The organism is Sphingopyxis sp. NJF-3, from assembly GCF_053514865.1.
The window spans coordinates 2,324,558-2,340,432 of sequence record NZ_CM130726.1 but is presented as its reverse complement, the minus strand read 5'-3'; the positions used below and the strand labels follow the sequence as shown (position 1 = coordinate 2,340,432).

11 protein-coding genes are annotated in these 15,875 nt (G+C 65.7%); 2 read left to right on the top strand and 9 right to left on the bottom strand.

The window, feature by feature from the left end:
- Positions 1-7: 7 nt before the first annotated feature.
- Positions 8-2,326, bottom strand: coding sequence for a beta-glucosidase BglX (gene bglX / locus ACOTSS_RS11470; RefSeq protein ID WP_448688287.1), 2,319 nt, complete (start codon positions 2,324-2,326; stop codon positions 8-10).
- Positions 2,327-2,585: 259 nt separating this feature from the next.
- Between bglX and ACOTSS_RS11465 the strand changes: the two genes are divergently transcribed.
- Together ACOTSS_RS11465 and ACOTSS_RS11460 are read left to right on the top strand one after the other, a co-directional pair.
- Positions 2,586-5,639: a TonB-dependent receptor domain-containing protein gene (locus ACOTSS_RS11465; RefSeq protein WP_448688286.1), complete on the top strand. Its 3,054-nt coding sequence runs from the start codon at positions 2,586-2,588 to the stop codon at positions 5,637-5,639.
- Positions 5,640-5,711: 72 nt separating this feature from the next.
- Positions 5,712-7,226: a glucoamylase family protein gene (locus tag ACOTSS_RS11460; protein ID WP_448688285.1), complete on the top strand. Its 1,515-nt coding sequence runs from the start codon at positions 5,712-5,714 to the stop codon at positions 7,224-7,226.
- 3 nt (positions 7,227-7,229) lie between these two features.
- Here ACOTSS_RS11460 and ACOTSS_RS11455 read toward each other — a convergent pair whose 3' ends face one another.
- The 8 genes from ACOTSS_RS11455 to ACOTSS_RS11420 all read right to left on the bottom strand — a co-directional run bounded on the left by ACOTSS_RS11455 (position 7,230) and on the right by ACOTSS_RS11420 (position 15,647).
- Entirely contained in the window at positions 7,230-8,102 is an 873-nt protein-coding gene (locus ACOTSS_RS11455; RefSeq protein ID WP_448688284.1) for an endonuclease/exonuclease/phosphatase family protein, read from the bottom strand.
- Entirely contained in the window at positions 8,099-9,445 is a 1,347-nt protein-coding gene (locus tag ACOTSS_RS11450; RefSeq protein ID WP_448688283.1) for a GH1 family beta-glucosidase, read from the bottom strand. Before ACOTSS_RS11450 ends, ACOTSS_RS11455 begins: the two co-directional genes overlap by 4 nt.
- On the bottom strand, positions 9,442-10,161 hold the full coding sequence (locus tag ACOTSS_RS11445) for a carboxylesterase family protein (protein WP_448688282.1): 720 nt from the start codon (positions 10,159-10,161) through the stop codon (positions 9,442-9,444). The genes ACOTSS_RS11450 and ACOTSS_RS11445 overlap by 4 nt, the downstream gene beginning before the upstream one ends.
- A gap of 197 nt (positions 10,162-10,358) precedes the next feature.
- Complete coding sequence (locus ACOTSS_RS11440) at positions 10,359-11,174, bottom strand: carbohydrate ABC transporter permease (protein ID WP_448688281.1); 816 nt, start codon at positions 11,172-11,174, stop codon at positions 10,359-10,361.
- Positions 11,171-12,067 (bottom strand): carbohydrate ABC transporter permease, encoded by an 897-nt coding sequence (locus ACOTSS_RS11435; protein WP_448688280.1) that lies wholly within the window; start codon positions 12,065-12,067, stop codon positions 11,171-11,173. The genes ACOTSS_RS11440 and ACOTSS_RS11435 overlap by 4 nt, the downstream gene beginning before the upstream one ends.
- On the bottom strand, positions 12,064-13,332 hold the full coding sequence (locus ACOTSS_RS11430) for an extracellular solute-binding protein (RefSeq protein WP_448688279.1): 1,269 nt from the start codon (positions 13,330-13,332) through the stop codon (positions 12,064-12,066). Before ACOTSS_RS11430 ends, ACOTSS_RS11435 begins: the two co-directional genes overlap by 4 nt.
- A 196-nt stretch (positions 13,333-13,528) precedes the next feature.
- Positions 13,529-14,548 carry a LacI family DNA-binding transcriptional regulator gene (locus tag ACOTSS_RS11425; protein ID WP_448688278.1) on the bottom strand — a complete coding sequence of 340 codons (1,020 nt, stop codon included), beginning with the start codon at positions 14,546-14,548 and terminating at the stop codon, positions 13,529-13,531.
- A 13-nt stretch (positions 14,549-14,561) separates the two neighbouring features.
- On the bottom strand, positions 14,562-15,647 hold the full coding sequence (locus ACOTSS_RS11420) for an ABC transporter ATP-binding protein (protein WP_448688277.1): 1,086 nt from the start codon (positions 15,645-15,647) through the stop codon (positions 14,562-14,564).
- Positions 15,648-15,875: the final 228 nt, after the last annotated feature.

Here is a 15,875-nt window from a genome sequence, read left to right as displayed (position 1 = left end):
TCGTCTCCTATTGAGTCAGCGTGAAACCGGCCTCCGCGCCTTCGGCCGACGATGGCCCGATCCACAGCTTGAAGTCGCCGGGTTCGGCGCCCCAGCTCATGTCGGCGCGGGTGAAGGCGAGGTCGGCATCGGTCAGGGTGAAGCTGACGGTCTTGCTCTCGCCCTTCCTGAGCAGGATCTTGCGGAAGCCCTTGAGCTCCTTGACCGGCCGCGTCACCGACCCGACGAGGTCGCGGACATAGAGCTGGACCACCTCCTCGCCGTCGCGCGCGCCGCTGTTGGTCACGGTGACGCTCGCGGTCAGCGGTTCGCCCGGCTTGATGCTCGCCTTGCTCAGCGTCACCGGCGAATAGGTAAAGCGGGTGTAGCTGAGCCCGTAGCCGAAGGGATAAAGCGGCGTGTTCGGCGTGTTCAGGTAACGCGAGACATATTTGGCGTCGGGCTTGGCCGGGTCGATCGGCCGCCCGGTGTTCTTCATATCGTAATAGAGCGGCACCTGCCCGACATTGCGCGGGAAGGTGGCGGGCAATTTGCCCGACGGATTATAATCGCCATAGAGGACATCGGCGATCGCGTGGCCGCCCATCGTGCCGGGGTACCAGGCCTCGAGGATCGCATCCACATTGGCATCCGCCCATTCGATACTGTTGGGGCGACCGCTCATCAGCACGAGGATGATCGGCTTGCCGGTCTTCTTGAGCTCCTGAAGCAGCGCCTGCTGGTTGCCGGGCAGGTCGAGCGAGGTGCGGCTCGCCGCCTCGCCGGTCATGTCCCAGCGCTCGCCCATCGCCGCAACGATGACGTCCGATTTCTGCGCCAACGCGATCGCCTCGGCGAAGCCCTCGGTCTTGCCTTCATCCTCGAACGCATAGCTCGCGCCCTTGGCATAGGCGACGCTCTGCCCCTTGGGCGCGCGCGCCTGCATGCCTTCGAGCAGGGTGACGGGGCGCGTCTTGCGGTCGCCCGCCGCCGACCAGCTTCCGATCATGTCGGCCTTGCTGTCGCCGAGCGGGCCGATCACCGCGATCGACTTCGCCGAAGCGGCGAGGGGGAGGGCATTGTTCGCATTCTTCAGCAGGACCATCGACTTGCGCGCCACGTCGCGCGCCGCCTCCAGGAAATCGGGGCGATAGATGGTCGCCTTCTCGCGCGCCTCGTCCGAATAGCGATAGGGGTCCTCGAACAGGCCGAGGCGGTATTTCATTTCGAGGATCGCCTTCACCGCGGCGTCGACGCGCGCGACGTCGACCTTGCCCTCGGCGACCGACTTGGCGAGATGCTCCATGAACACCGCGCCCTGCAGGTCCATGTCGACCCCGGCGTTGATCGCCTGCTCGCCCGCTTGCTGCAGGTCTTTCGAATAGCCGTGCGCGACCATCTCGTTGATCGACGTGTAATCGGTTACCACGAAGCCCTTGAAGCCCCATTTGTCGCGGAGCACGTCGGTCAGCAGATAGTGATTGCCCGAAGCCGGTATGCCGTCGACCTCGTTGAACGAGGTCATGAAGGTCGCGGCGCCCGCGTCGGCGGCGGCCTTGAACGGCGGCAGATAGATGTCGCGCAGCGTGCGCTCCGAAATGTCGACGGTGCCATAGTCGCGCCCCGCCTGCGCTGCGCCATAGGCAGCGAAATGCTTCGCGGTCGCGAGCACCGTATCGACCGCCCTCAGGTCGTTGCTCTGAAAGCCGCGCACTCGCGCCTCGGCGATGCGGCTACCCAGATAGACATCCTCGCCCGCGCCTTCGGAGATGCGGCCCCAGCGCGGGTCGCGCGCGACGTCGACCATCGGCGCGAAGGTCCAGTGGATGCCTTCGGCCGAGGCTTCGGTTGCGGAAATTCGCGCTGCCTTTTCAATAGCTTTCAGATCCCAGCTCGCCGCTTCGCCGAGCGAGATGGGAAAGATGGTGCGGTGGCCGTGGATCACGTCATAGCCGAAGAGCAAGGGGATCTTGAGCCGCGTTTCCTCGACCGCGATGCGCTGGAGGTCGCGCGTATATTTGGCGGTGAAGGCGTTGAAGATCGATCCGATGCGGCCCTTGCGGATATCCTCCTGATAGCCTTGGCGCATCGTCGGACCGGTCGAATCCCAATCGCTGGTCAGCAGCGACAATTGGCCGATCTTCTCCTCCAGCGTCATCTTCGCCATCAGTTCGGCGATAAATTTGTCCATCGCGGGATCGGGCTTCATCCACCCCGTCGAATCGACGTCGGCGGCGGCGCGCGCGGTCGCGGCGGGCTTGGCGAGCAGCGGGGCTGTCGTCAGCGACCCCGCGAGCATCAGAGTCGCGAGCGTCAGGTGCGTCAGATTGCGCGGCTTCGGCGGCATGATTCGTCCTTCCCCAAAATATTCCATTGGCATTTCAGCGCGGGAGATCGGCTGAAATCTGTCCCTTGCGGGCGAGTTGCGGGCGAGCATCGCTGCTGCCCACCGGCTTCGCTTCCCCCTATACAGTGATCGTGAAACCGGTTACAAACCAAAAAAGCAAGAAACGGGATCCCCCGCGATTCGTCGCCGCGCCGGTTGCCAGACCGGACGGCAAAAGAGGCGAAGGCTGGGGGTCGGGGCCATGAAAAGGGAGGATGCCGTGACGTCACAGCGTAAGAATCAATTCCATAACCCGCGCCGCTCGCGTGCCCGGACGCTCGCCGCCGCCTTGGCATGGAGCAGCGCCGCCGGCGCGCTCGCCATCGGCGTCGCCGCGCCCGCGCATGCGCAGGTGTCGAACGCGTCGCTGCGCGGGACGGTGAAGGCCGAAGGCGGCGTGTCGCAGGTGAAGGTGATCAACGTCGATACCGGCTTCAACCGTACCGTCAGCGTCGGCGCGAACGGCAGCTATAATTTCGCGTCGCTCCCCACCGGCACCTATCGCCTCGAACTCACGACCCCGAACGGAGTGCGCAGCACCGACGAGTTCACGCTCAACGTCGCGCAGAATGCCGTGCTCGATTTCGACTTCTCGGCGCCCGACATCGCGAGCGGCGGGGATGACGCGATCATCGTCACCGGCAGCCGCATCCGCACGATGGAGGGTGGCGAAGTCGGCGTGAACATCAGTCAGCGGATGATCGAGCAGCTGCCGCAGAACAACCGCAACTTCCTCGCCTTCGCCGACCTCGCGCCGGGGGTGCAGTTCATCACCAACGGCAGCGACCAGTCGCGGCTTCAGGGCGGCGCGCAGGGCAGCAATGCGGTCAACATCTTCATCGATGGCATCGGGCAGAAGGACTATGTCCTGAAGAACGGCATCACCGGCCAGGATTCGACGCAGGGCAACCCGTTCCCGCAACTCGCCATCGGCGAATATCGCGTCATCTCGTCGAACTACAAGGCCGAGTTCGACCAGGTCAGTTCGGTCGCGATCACCGCGGTGACCAAATCGGGGACCAACGAATTCCACGGCGAAGGTTTCATCGACTTCACCGACCAGAGCCTGCGCGACCGCCGGCCGAACGAAATCTATCCAACGACGATCCCCAAAACGCGCACACGCGACCTGCAGTTCGGCGGCGCGCTCGGCGGGCCGATCATCAAGGATGTGCTGCACTTCTTTGCGACCTACGAAGGCAAGCGCCGCATCAATCCGCGTGACGTGTCGCCGGGCCTCGAACTGCCCATCAGCTATTTCCCGTCGGAATATCAGCAATATTTCGGCCCGCAGAGCGAGACGTTCAACGAAAATCTCTATTTCGGCAAATTGAACTTCACCCCAACGTCGAACGACCTGTTCGAACTCTCGGTCAAATATCGCGATGAATCGGGCGAGACGTTCAACAGCGGCAGCAACGCGTTCGACACGCGCACGATCGCGAAGGTTCAGGAATGGCGAGGCCTCGCGCGGTGGGAGCATACCGCCGATACGTGGATCAACGATTTCAAGGTCGCCTATGAGGATGTGACCTGGGGGCCGCGTCCGGTGCAGTTCGGCAACGTCACCGTATTCAATGCGACGGTTCCCGCCGGATCCGGCGGCACCCGGCGCGGCAATATCCTGACCTTCGGCGGCGGCACCAATTTCCAGGACAAGGGCCAGTCGGGGTGGCAGGTTTCCGACGATTTCACCTATGTCGGGCTTGAGGGCCACACGATTAAGGCGGGGGTGAAGACGAAATGGGTGACGCTGCGCACGACGCAACAGAACGGCGTCAACCCGGTCTTCACCTATAATGTGAACTACAACCCGGGCGGCGGGACGTTCAACGACACGATCCCCTATCGGATGACCTTCGGCGCGCCTGTCGGCGATGGCGACCCCAATATCCGTTCGAAAAACTTCCAGTTCGGCGCCTATATCCAGGACGATTGGGAGGTGACCGATCGGCTGACGCTCAACCTCGGCGTGCGCTGGGATTATGAGCGGACGCCCGCTTTCCTGAATTATGTCCACAACCCTGCGATTGCCGCGTTCGTCAGCGGGCAGGCGCCCTTTACGGCGCCTGACGGCACGGTCACCCCGGCCTATACCAACCTTCTCAACGCCGATTACGATATCAACGACTATATCTCGACCGGCAGCGAGCGAAAGGCGTTCAAGGGCGCGTGGCAGCCGCGCATCGGGTTCAGCTATGAGCTCGACGACGAGGCGCGCTTTGTGGTGTTCGGCGGTTATGGCCGTTCATACGACCGCACCCAGTTCGATTTCATCCAGCAGGAACTGGCTCAAGGCCTCTATACGGGCCGCACCTTCAACTTCAACAATCCGGGCGATACGCTCAACACCTGTACGCCGAGCGCGACCTGCATCGCCTGGGATCCGGCCTATCTGACGCAGGAGGGCCGCGATGCGCTGATCGCCAGCCTCGTGCCGGGCGCGGGCGGCGAGTTGCGCTTCATCAAGAACGATCTGAAAATGCCCTATTCGGACCAGTTCAGCCTGGGGGTGCGGGGCCGTTTCAACCTGCTCGATGCCGAGATCGGCTACAGCTATGTGGCGAGCCACGACGGCTTCGCCTATCTGCTTGGCAACCGGTTGCCCGACGGCAATTTCTTCCCACCCTCGGGGAATGCGAATTCGCCCTTCGGCTCGCCGCCTTCGCCCTTCGGCAGCATCATCATCGGCACCAACGGGATCGAGACGCGCGCGAACACCGCCTATCTCAAGCTCACCAAGCGATACACCGTGGCGTCGCCGTGGAGCCTCGATGCGACCTACACCTTCACCGACGCCAAGGAGAACCGGCAGTTCGGGGAGGTTTTCAGCCTCGATTTCCCGAGCATGGAGGATTATCCGTTCATCACCTCGACCGGGGTGCGCAAGCATCGCTTCGTGATGGCGGGGACGGTCGACATTCCGGGCGGCTTCACCCTGTCGGGCAAGTTCCAGATGGCGTCACCCAAATATCTGGCACGGCTCGTTTCGACCGCCGGCACGCCGCCGACCCGCGACGTCCTGACGACCAAGACCAAGGGCAATGGCGATCTGTGGGGCTACCGCCAGATGGATCTGTCGGTGACCAAATATGTCCCGATCCGCTTCCTCAGCGACGAGGCGCGCTTGCGTTTCCGCGTCGACATCATCAACCTGTTCAACGATCGCAATTATAACAGCTTCAACGCGACGACGGGCGAGCGCAATCCGACGAATGTCGATATCGACGGGCCGCCGCGCACGATCAAATTCTCGGCCGGCTTCCAGTTCTGACCGGCCAGAACAGCGGGCGTCCGGTCACAACCCCTCCCGTGACCGGGCGCCCCTTTTATTTTGGAGTAGAAAATGTCCTTCCGGCTCGGGTCGCTCGCCTTGCCTCTTCTGGCGCTTGCCGCTGCCTGCACGCCCATCGCCGCCCCATCGGCACCTGCCGCCCCAGCCGCATCGTCCGAACGCCTCGTATCGCTTAGTCAGGCCCAGTTCGCCGAGGAACTGACCGAACGGACCTTCCGCTATTTCTGGGATACCACCGATAGGGCGCGCTGTCTCGCGCCCGATCGGTGGCCGAGCAACCCCTTTTCGTCGATCGCCGCGACCGGTTTCGCGCTCACCGCCTACGGGATCGGCGCCGAGCGCGGCTATGTGACGCGCGACGAGGCTGCGGCGCGGACGCGCGATTGTCTGCGCTTCTACTGGACCGCGCCGCAGGGGCCGGAGGCGACGGGGGTCGCGGGCTACAAGGGCTTTTTCTATCATTTCCTGAACAATGCGGACGGGACGCGCCGCGGCAAGACCGAGCTGTCGACGGTCGATACATCGCTGCTGCTCGGCGGGGTGCTGTTCGCGCAAAGCTATTTCGACCGCGACACGCCGGTAGAGGCCGAGATCCGCGACCTTGCCGAGAAGATCTACGGCCGCGTCGACTGGACCTTCGTGCAGCGCGAGAACAGCCGCATCCCCTCGGCCAACGGGGGCGGGCCGAAGGCGATCGCGATGGGCTGGTATCCCGAGCGCGGCGACGGCGGCGATTTCGGGACGCACGACTGGGTCGGCTATAACGAGGGGATGCTCGTCTATATCCTCGCCTTCGGCTCGCCGACGCATCCCGTCGGCCAGGATGCGTGGGACAAGGGCTGGGCCGCGCACCTCGAAAAGGATTGGGGCCGCTTCTACGGCTATGAGCATCTCCAGTTCGAGCCGCTCTTCGGGCACCAATATAGCCATGTCTGGGTCGATTTCCGCGGCATTCGCGACGATTTCATGCGCGGCAAGGGCATCGACTATTTCGAGAACAGCCGCCGCGCGACCTTGGCGCAGCGCGCCTATGGCGCGGACAATCCGAACAAATGGGTCGGTTACAGCGCCGATATCTGGGGTTGGACCGCATCGGACGGCCCCGGCTATTCGAAGGACGAATATCGCGTGAACGGCACTCCGCGCAGCTTCAACGGCTATATGGCGCGCGGGGTGAGCGCCATCCGCATCGTCGACGACGGCACGGTGGTTCCGACCGCGGCCGGCGGCTCGGTCGCTTTCGCGCCCGAGGTCGCGATTCCGGCGCTGATGGCGATGCGCGAAACATACGGGTCGCGGCTCTACACGCGCTACGGCTTCAAGGACGCGTTCAACCCCAGCTTCACCTTTGCCGATGCGGGGTCGAAATCGGGCGCGGTCGATCCGGCGCAAGGCTGGGTCGCGAACGACTATCTCGGCATCGACCAGGGCCCCATTCTCGCGATGATGGAGAACCATCGGAGCGGGCTCGTCTGGAAGATCATGCGCAAGAACCCGCACATCGTCCGCGGCCTGAAGCGCATCGGCTTCACCGGCGGCTGGCTCGATCAGTCCGCCGCCGAATAGGGATCAGCAACCCTTGCCGACGCAAAGGTCGGTCAGCACGGGATAGTGATCGGAGGGGAGCTTGCCGCCCGTCTGCTGCGTCAGCGTCGCATGGCGCAGCACCGTCACGCCATTGCCGACGAAGATATGGTCGATCGGGCTCGGCTCGACCTGTTCGATCTTGAAGGCGGTGAAGGTGCCCAAGGGGCCGAAATGTGGGGTGCGGCTGATGTCCTGCGTGTCGTGCAGGGGGATCAGTCCCGGCGTGTCGGCGAGGATCGCCTGATAGGGCGGGCTGCCGGTCGGGACGTTGAAGTCGCCCATCAGCACCACCGCATCGCCCGGCTGGCGGTGCTCGCCGATCCAGCGCCGGATCAGCTTCGCGCTTTCGAGCCGCGCGACGGTGCCGATATGATCGAAATGGGTGTTGACGACGAGCATCGTCTGGCGCGCCCTCTTGTCCTTCAGCCGCGCCCAGCTTGCGATGCGGGGATAGGCGGCGTCCCAGCCCTTGCCGGGCCGATCGGGGGTCGGCGACAGCCAGAAAGTGCCCGAGGCGAGCAGGTCGAAGCGGTCGGTGCGATAGCCGAGCATCGAATATTCGCCCGCCTGCTTGCCGTCGTCGCGCGCGACGCCGACGAATTTATAGGCTGGCAAGTCGGCCTCGATCTGATCCTTCTGATGCTGGAGCACCTCCTGCATCCCGACGAGATCGGGGGCGTAATAGGCGACGAGGCTGGTCAGCGCCTTGCGCCGGTGCGGCCAGGCATTGTCGCCGTCGGAGGCGAGATCGAGACGGATATTGTAGGTCATCGCGCTGAAGCGATCGGCCTTCTCTTTCGCCGCTACCGGAAGCGCGAGGAGCGCCGCGAGCAGAATGACGAGCCAGCGGGTCATGCGACATTCCCTCCATTGGTTGCGATGATGTTGCTGTAGAAACGCGCGCTGCGCTTGGGGGTTCGCACCTGCGTTTCATAATCGACGTGGACGATGCCGAAGCGCTTCGAAAAGCCCAGCGACCATTCGAGATTGTCGAGCAGCGACCAGACCATATAGCCGCGCACGTCGACCCCCTGCCGGATCGCGTCGCCAATCGCCGCGATGTGCGTGCGCAGATAATCGCAGCGCAGCGGGTCGTCGATGCCGTCGGGCCCGGCCTGCGGAGGGTCATAGAAGGCGGCGCCGTTCTCCGTGATGTAAACGGGGATGTTGCCGAAAGTGTCGCGGAACCAGACGAGCATGTCGGTGAGCGCGGGGGGATAGACTTCCCAGTCGGTGGTGGTGTGGGTCGCGGTCTGCCGGACGGGGGAAGCGCCGAGGGGCCATTGGTTCGGGTCGGCGCGGACGACGTTGCGGGTATAATAGTTTATTCCAATAAAATCCAGGGGTTGGCAGATGTTCTTGAGGTCATTTTCCGGCCAGTCGGGCCAGGCTTCACCGAAGATTTCGGCCAACTCGGCGGGGTAACGGCCCTGAAGCGCGGGTTCGAGATACTGACGGTTCATATAGGCATGGGCGCGCGCGGTCGCGGCGACATCTTCGGGGCTGTCGCTCGCCGGATATTTCGGCTCGATGTTGACGACGAGGCCGATCTCGTGCGCTCCCTCCGCCCGATAGGCGCGCACCGCGGCGCCGTGCGCGCGCATCAGATTGTGGCTCGCGATCGGGGTTTCGAAGAGGTTGCGGTGACCGGGCGCGAGTGCGCCGTGGAGATAGCCGCCGTCGGTGATCACCCAGGGTTCGTTGAGCGTGACCCATTTCTTCACGCGCCCGTCGAGGCGCCGGTAGAGGACCGAAGCATATTCGGCGAACCAGTCGGCACTGTCGCGGTTGAGCCAGCCGCCCCGGTCGTCGAGCGCGACCGGGAGGTCCCAATGGTGCAGGGTGAGCAGCGGCTCGATATCATGCTTCAAAAGTTCGTCGACAAGCCGCTCGTAGAAGCCGAGCCCGGCCTCGTTCACGCGCCCGGTCCCCTCGGGCAGCACGCGGCCCCAGTTGACGCTGAAGCGATAGGCCTTGAGCCCCAATTCCTTCATCAGCGCGACGTCGCTTTCCATGCGGTTGTAATGGTCGCAGGCGATATCGCCGGTGTCGCCCTTGTTCGCCATCAGCCGCGGATCGTGGCTGAAACGCTGCCAGATGCTCGCGCCCGCGCCATCGGCGAGCGGCGAACCCTCGATCTGATAGGCGGCGGTCGCGGCGCCCCACAGGAAATCGTCGGGAAAGCTCGTCTGGGTCATTTTTTATCCTTGGTTTTCGGTTTCGCCGCGTCGGGCGGCGTGGGGAGGCGGTGCGAGAGCAGCCAGAGGTAGAGCGCGGGATCGTCATAGGCCGGGTCCCAACTGTTGTGGCCGAGGTCGGGATAGATGGTCAGCCGCGAGAGCTGCCCGCCACAGGCGCGGATCGCGCGCGCCATCGCGAAGCTGCCCTCGGGCACGACGACATCGTCGCGGTCGCCGTGAAAGGCCCAGATCGGCGTGTCCTTGAGCGCGCAGGCGGTCGCCGGATCGCCGCGCCCCGCGACGGGCGCGACCGCCGCGAAGCGATGCGGCTCGGCCGCCGCCCAGCGCCAGCTCGCATGGCCGCCGCGGCTGAGCCCGGTCAGGTAGATGCGTGTGCGGTCGATGCGCAGCGTCTTCGTCAGATGATCGAGCAGGCGGTCGAGCTTCGCGACGTCCCAATCCTGATCGGCGCCGAGCAGCGGCGAGACGGTAACGAAGGGGAAATCGGGGGTGCGGTCGGCAATCTTCGGCGGGCCGTGGACCTTCACCTTCGCGACATCGTCGCCGCGCTCGCCCGATCCGTGGAGGAAGATGAGCAGCGGCCAGCTCGCCTTCGGATCGGCGGTGTAGCCGCGCGGCAGGAACAGCTGATAGGGATAATTGCCCGCCTCGATCGCGGGCTGCGGGCTCTGTCTGTCGGCTGATTGCGCAGCGGCGGGGGAGGCGAATGACAAGGCGATTGCTGCGAGCGAAGCAAGAACAACACCCAATCCCGTTCGCCCTGAGCTTGTCGAAGCCTGTCCTGAGTGCCTGCAAGGCAGTCGAAGGGGGCCGTTCTTTTCTTTCAGCTTCGCTAAGGAAAAACGGTGCTTCGACAAGCTCAGCACGAACGGGGTATTTTGGAGTTTCAAGGATTTGTTCCTCATAGCTGTCATCCCTTCACGCTCCCGGCGAGCAGCCCGCTCAGGTAGAAGCGCTGCAGCGAGAGGAAGAGGATGAGCACGGGCAGGGTGGTGACGACGGCGCCCGCCATCATCAATTCGTTATCCTGCACATGCTGGCGGCTCATCGCCGCGAGCGCGACGGGGAGGGTGTAAAGCTGCTGGTCGGCGAGGACGATCAGCGGCCACATGAAATCGTTCCAGCTCGACAGGAAAACGAACAGCGCGAGCGTGACGATGATCGGGGTCAGGATCGGCAGCACGATGCGGCGGAGGATCTGCGCCTCGCTCGCGCCGTCGATCCGCGCCGCCTCGAGCATCTCGTCAGGGATCGACAGGCAATATTGGCGGACGAGGAAGATGCCGAAGATGCCCGCGAGCCACGGCACCAGCGCGCCGGCGTAGCTGTTGACCAGTCCCATCGCCTTGAGTTCGAGGAACAGCGGCAGCATCCCGATCTGCCCCGGTACGACGAGCGCGGCGACGAGCAGGCGGAAGGTCGCGTCGCGCCCCTTGAAGCGCAGCTTGGCGAAGGCATAGCCCGCGGGGACGGTGAAGAGCAGAGCGAGGCCGGTGGCGAGCGTCGAGACGAGCAGGCTGTTGACGAGAAAGCGCCCGATGCCGAAGCTGCCGAACAGGGTGCGGTAATTGTCGAGGCCGGGGTTCGCCGGGAACAGCGGCGGCGGAAAACCCGATGCTTCGCCCGGCGCCATGAAGCTGACCGAGAGCATCCAGAGGAGCGGCGCGATGGTGACGAAGGCGACGAGTGCCGCGAGCAGGGTGACGGTCCAGCGGCGTAGCATCATATCGCGCCTCCGCGCTTCGCAAGGCGCAACTGCACCAGCGTCACCGCCAATATGCAGAGGAAGAGGAGGAAGGCGACCGCCGCACCCGACCCCAGATTCCACCATTTGAACCCCTCCTCATACATGAAATAGAGGATGGTGACGGTCGACTGGGCGGGGCCGCCCTGCGTCATCACATAGGGTTCGGCGAAGAGCTGGAACATCGCCGCGACGGTGAGCACCGAGACGAGCAGCACGGTCGGCGCGATCGCGGGCAGGGTAACGTGGCGCAGCCGCGCGAGCCAGCCCGCGCCGTCGATCCGTGCCGCCTCGTCGAGCTCGCGCGGCACCGTCTGCAAGGCGGCGAGGAAGATGATCATGTTATAACCGAAGGTCTTCCACCCGACGAACAGCAGGATCGCGGGAAGCGAGGCGGTCGGGCTGCCCAGCCAGTCGATCGGCGCGATGCCGAAGAACGAGAGGAGATAGTTGACGAGCCCGTAGCGCGTGTGGAGCAGATAGCGCCACACCACCGCGGTCGCGACCAGCGTCGTCACATAGGGCGCGAACAGCGCGACGCGCCACACCGGCCGCCAGCGCAGCCAGCGCGAGTTGACGAGCATCGCGGCGAACAGCGACAGCAGAACAACGAAGGGCGTGCCGATCGCGACGAACAGCAAGGTGTTCGTCATCGCCTTCCAGAACAGCGGGTTTTCGACGAGGCGTTCGTAATTCTGCAGTCCCACGAAGCGCAGATTGCCGATGTCTGCGAGCGCGTAGATGTCGAAATCGGTGAAGCTGAGGACCAGCGAAGCGGCGGCGGGCAGGGCGAAGAAGACGAGGATCGCCGCGAGCGCCGGGCCGGTCATCATCCAGCCCGCGCGCGCCTCCTCCGTCTCCCGCCGCGCGGTCATAGCGCGCGTCCCTTGTCGAGCATCCAGCGGCGCTTCTCGAGCAGCCGGTCGGCGCGGATGTCGATCTCGCGCGCCGCTTCGTCGATGCCGTACTGGCCGCGCACCATGCGTTCGGCGACGATCTGCATCTCGGTGACGATGCGTTCCCATTCGGGCACCTTGGGGAGCGCGGTCGCATGGTCGAGCTGGGTGGCGAAGGGCGCGACGACCGGATCGGCGGCGAGGCCGGCGCGCGCCCACACCGACCGGCGCGCGGGAAGGTCGCCGGTCAGCGCGTTGAAGCGAAGCTGCGCGCCGGGCGTCAGCAGCCGCGCGATCAGGTCCCACGCCGCGCGATTGCCGCGATGATCGGCGAAGACGACGAGGCTCGATCCGCCGGGCGCCGCCGAGCCGATGCCCGCCGGGCCGGGGTTGGGCGCGGTGCCCCATTTGTCCTGCATCGCGGGGGTGAGGCGCGTCCTGAGGTCGCCGATCGTCCAGGGCCCCGAGAGGAAGAGGCTGAAATAGCCGCGCGCGAACTCGTTCCAGACGTTCGAAATCTGCGCCGACGAGACGATGGGCGCCAGCCCCTCGTCGAACAGCGATTTGTAGAAGACGAGCGCGGCCTTGAACTCGGGGTCCGAAAAGGCGCCGCGCCCGCCATCGTCGCGCAGCAACCGGGCACCCGCCGACAGCGCGAGTGTGGTCAATTGCTCATATTCGTTGACCGGCAGCAGCGCGGCATAATTGCCGTCACCCGCGGCCGCCTTGACCTTGTGCAGCGCGCGTTTCCATTCGGCCCAGTCGCTGGGCGGCGCGGCATAGCCCGCGCGCGCGAACAGGTCGCGGCGATAATATTGGAGCCGCGTGTCGACATACCAGGGAATGCCCCAGACCTGGCCCGCGATGCGGTTGGTATCGACTACGGCGGCGAACTGGTCGTCGAGCAGGCCATGCACCGCCGCGGGCACCGGGGCGATGGCGCCGATCGCGGCCATCTCGGCGATCCAGCTGTTGCCGACCTGGCCGATGACGGGGAGCGATCCGCCCGCGAAACCGGTGAGCAATTTCTCGTGCGCGGCGGTCCACGGCAGCGGCTGGACGGTGACGCGCGGCGCGCCGGCGGGGCGCTTCATGTCCCTCAGCAATTCGGGCAGGCTCGCGGCTTCGTTGCCCATCGCCCAGACCGTCAGCCCGGTATCGCCGCGCGGCGCGCAGGCGCCGAGCGCGGGGAGCAGGGGAAGCGCCGCGAGCGCGCCCGTCATCCGGCGGCGGGTCAGGTCCATGGCGCGTGCATGTGGTGCGGGAAGCCATTATAAAGCCGCATCCCCGAGCGAAGCCGAGGGGCTCGTTCGAGCGAAGCGAGAACCTCGGGCGTCGCAGCCTCGACTTCGCTCGGCAAAGCCCCTCGGCTTCGCTCGGGGATGCGGTTTCTTTTTGTGGCTTGCCGCTTCAGCCGGAGTTCCAGAAGCCGCCGGCCCATCATGCCCGCGCCTCCTCCGCAACCACCGGCACCGCCGTCGTCCCACGCGCGATCAGCGTCGGGGTCAGGATCGTCGCGCTCGCCGCGCCCAGCGTTTCGCCGCGCAGCAGGCGGAGCAGCATCATCATGGCCGTGGAACCGAGCCGGTCGATCTTGACCTGCATCGTCGTCAGCCCCGGCGTGACGTGGCGCGCGAGCGGGATGTCGTCGAACCCCGCGACCATCAGGTCGCGCGGCACCGCCAGCCCCGCCTCGCCGAGCCCCATGATGCAGCCGACCGCCATCAGGTCGTTCGCCGCGAATACCGCGTCGACGGGAAGCTGTCCCTCGAGCAGCAGCCGCGCCGCCTGCGCGCCCGCCTCCTCCGAGAAATCGCCGGGCAGGATGACCGGGCTGCGCTGCCCCGCGATCTTCGCCATCGCGTCGGCAAAGCCGCGCTGACGGTCTCGCGCGTCGCGGTTGTGCTTCGGCCCCGCGATATGGACGATGTGCCGCGCGCCGCTCGCCAGCAGCGCCTCGGTCACCGTCCAGGCGCCGCGATAATTGTCGACCGCCACATAGGGCAGGTCGAGCGTCGCGGCGTCATAGTTGAGCAGCACCGTCGGCAGCACGGGATCGAGGTTGGCGGCGAGCGTCTCGGGCTTCAATTCGGGCGGCATGACGAGCAGCCCGTCGACGCGGCCGCGCATCGACGCGACCGCCGCCGCGGTCTCGTGCGCGCTGCCGTGCATGTTGCCGAGCAGCAGGTGCATCCCCGCCTCGTGCGCGACGAGGTCGATGCCGCGGATGATCTCCGAGAAGAATTCGCCGAACAGGTCGGGCAGGATGACCCCGACGGTGTCGGTCTTGCGCCGGGTCAGGCTGCGCGCGCCGCTGTGGGGCACGAAACTGAGCTTCTTGACCGCCGCCATCACCGCGGCGCGCGTCGGCGCGGTGACGTTGCCGAGCCCGTTGATGGCGCGCGACGCCGTCGCGACCGAAACGCCCGCCTCGCGGGCCACGTCCCTCAGCGTTGCCATCGGTCTTCTCCCCTCATTCGGCGGACCTTCGTGCGATCGCGCGGCCATCGGCGTCGAACAGATGCAGACGGTCGGCGGGCAGGCTCGCGGGTGCCGTGTCGCCTTCGCGCAGGCTGCCGTCGTCGCGAAGCTGGCACGCGATCGGCTCGCCGCCCCCCCCGCCCTGCAGATGCACGGTCGCGAGCCCGCCGAGCCGCTCGATGAAGGCGATGGTGAAGGGTAGCGCGCCCGATGCCGCGCCGATCGCGATATCCTCGGGGCGGATGCCGATCGACACCGGCATTCCCGGTTCGAGTGCTGCCGCCAGCGGGGGGAGGGCGATCTCGCGCCCACTTTCGAGCGTCGCGCGCCCGTTCGCGGTTGCCGTCGCGGGCAGGATGTTCATGCGCGGCGTGCCCAGGAATTGCGCGACGAAGAGGGTCGCCGGCCGCTCATAGAGGTCGCGCGGGCTGCCGATCTGCTCGACCCGCCCGTCGCGCAGCACGATGATGCGGTCGGCGAGCGTCATCGCCTCGACCTGGTCGTGGGTGACGTAGAGCGTCGTGGTGCCGAGCGTGCGGTGCAGGCTCGCGAATTCGTAGCGCATCCGGACGCGAAGGTCGGCGTCGAGGTTCGACAGAGGCTCGTCGAAGAGGAAGATCTGCGGCTGGCGCACGATCGCGCGGCCGATCGCGACGCGCTGGCGCTGGCCGCCGGAGAGCGCAGCGGGCTTGCGACCCAGCAGCGCCTCGATGTTCAGGATTTCGGCGGCGCGGCGCACCGCCTCGGCGATCTCTGCCTTGCCGGTCTTCGCGATGCGGAGGCCGAAGGCCATATTCTCATAGACCGTCAGGTGCGGATAGAGCGCGTAGGACTGGAAGACCATCGCGATCCCGCGGTCCGAAGGCTTGAGATCGGTGACGTCGCGCGAGCCGATGGCGATGCGGCCTTGGTTCAAGGATTCGAGCCCCGCGACGGCGCGCAGCAGGGTCGATTTACCGCAGCCCGAGGGGCCGACGATCACCGCGAACTCGCCCTCGGCGACGTCGATCGACACGCCTTTCAGCACCTCGGTATCGCCGAAGCTCTTGCGCGCGCCCTCGATCGACAGGCCGGCCATTGCTCAGCGTCCGCGCGTCACGGGCGCGTCGGCAGGGAAGGCGGGCGGCCACCGATGGCGGTCGCCGGCTGGCTGGGCGCGTGCATCCTGCTGTCCTCCTCCCGATCCCATGCTATAGGAGGGTGGTCTAACGGGACGGTTTACTCAATGCAACCGGTTACATTGGCGTGGATCGCGGCTTCGCGGCGGCGCTGCCGTGGCCTCCCAAATATTCGTTCATCGCCTACT

Bases quoted from the DNA above. Each gene is read 5' to 3' on its own strand.
- bglX (WP_448688287.1), bottom strand. From the start codon at position 2,326: ATGCCGCCGAAGCCGCGCAATCTGACGCACCTGACGCTCGCGACTCTG.
- ACOTSS_RS11435 (WP_448688280.1), bottom strand. From the start codon at position 12,067: ATGACCGCGCGGCGGGAGACGGAGGAGGCGCGCGCGGGCTGGATGATG.
- ACOTSS_RS11460 (WP_448688285.1), top strand. From the start codon at position 5,712: ATGTCCTTCCGGCTCGGGTCGCTCGCCTTGCCTCTTCTGGCGCTTGCC.
- ACOTSS_RS11420 (WP_448688277.1), bottom strand. From the start codon at position 15,647: ATGGCCGGCCTGTCGATCGAGGGCGCGCGCAAGAGCTTCGGCGATACC.
- ACOTSS_RS11430 (WP_448688279.1), bottom strand. From the start codon at position 13,332: ATGGACCTGACCCGCCGCCGGATGACGGGCGCGCTCGCGGCGCTTCCC.
- ACOTSS_RS11450 (WP_448688283.1), bottom strand. From the start codon at position 9,445: ATGACCCAGACGAGCTTTCCCGACGATTTCCTGTGGGGCGCCGCGACC.
- ACOTSS_RS11425 (WP_448688278.1), bottom strand. From the start codon at position 14,548: ATGGCAACGCTGAGGGACGTGGCCCGCGAGGCGGGCGTTTCGGTCGCG.
- ACOTSS_RS11440 (WP_448688281.1), bottom strand. From the start codon at position 11,174: ATGATGCTACGCCGCTGGACCGTCACCCTGCTCGCGGCACTCGTCGCC.
- ACOTSS_RS11455 (WP_448688284.1), bottom strand. From the start codon at position 8,102: ATGACCCGCTGGCTCGTCATTCTGCTCGCGGCGCTCCTCGCGCTTCCG.